Consider the following 549-nt stretch of genomic DNA (forward strand, 5'->3'; position numbering starts at 1 on the left):
TGGGTGCGCGAAGCGGCGCTCGCCTACGCGGAGAAGCAAAAGGTCCGCGCCCACAAACAAGCTGCATGAGCATGGAGACGATGAAGATGAACAAGGAATGGCCGATCTGGGAAGTGTTCGTGCGCAGCAAGCAGGGACTGGATCACAAGCATTGCGGCAGCCTGCACGCGCCGGATGCGGGTGCGGCGCTGCGCATGGCGCGCGACGTGTACACGCGCCGTCAGGAAGGCGTGAGCATCTGGGTGGTGCCGTCGGCGGCGATCACCGCATCGGACCCGGCGGACAAGGGCGAATTGTTCGAGCCCGCGGCCGACAAGATCTATCGGCATCCGACGTTCTTCGTGCTGCCCGACGAAATCAATCACATGTAAGGGCGACAGAGCTATGAGTCAGGACCATCTCGCCTACGTGCTGCGTCTGGCGGACAACGCGCTGATCCTCGGGCAGCGCAACGCCGAATGGTGCAGCCACGGCCCGGCGCTGGAAGAAGACATCGCGCTGGCGAACATCAGTCTGGATCTGATCGGTCAGGCGCGCCTGCTGTACACG

General features: G+C 63.4%; 2 protein-coding genes. Both read left to right on the forward strand.

The features are described 5' to 3' along the window. Positions 1-86 precede the first annotated feature (86 nt). Positions 87-371, forward strand: a complete 285-nt coding sequence (paaB, locus tag PQR08_RS38650) for a 1,2-phenylacetyl-CoA epoxidase subunit PaaB (protein ID WP_014191517.1) — start codon at positions 87-89, stop codon at positions 369-371. 13 nt (positions 372-384) lie between these two features. Further along, on the forward strand, positions 385-549 hold a 165-nt coding region (locus PQR08_RS38655), incomplete at its 3' end, for a Phenylacetic acid catabolic protein (protein ID WP_408164499.1).

The sequence above is a fragment of the Caballeronia jiangsuensis genome (genome assembly GCF_046030135.1).
GTDB classification, from domain to species: Bacteria; Pseudomonadota; Gammaproteobacteria; order Burkholderiales; family Burkholderiaceae; genus Caballeronia; species Caballeronia jiangsuensis.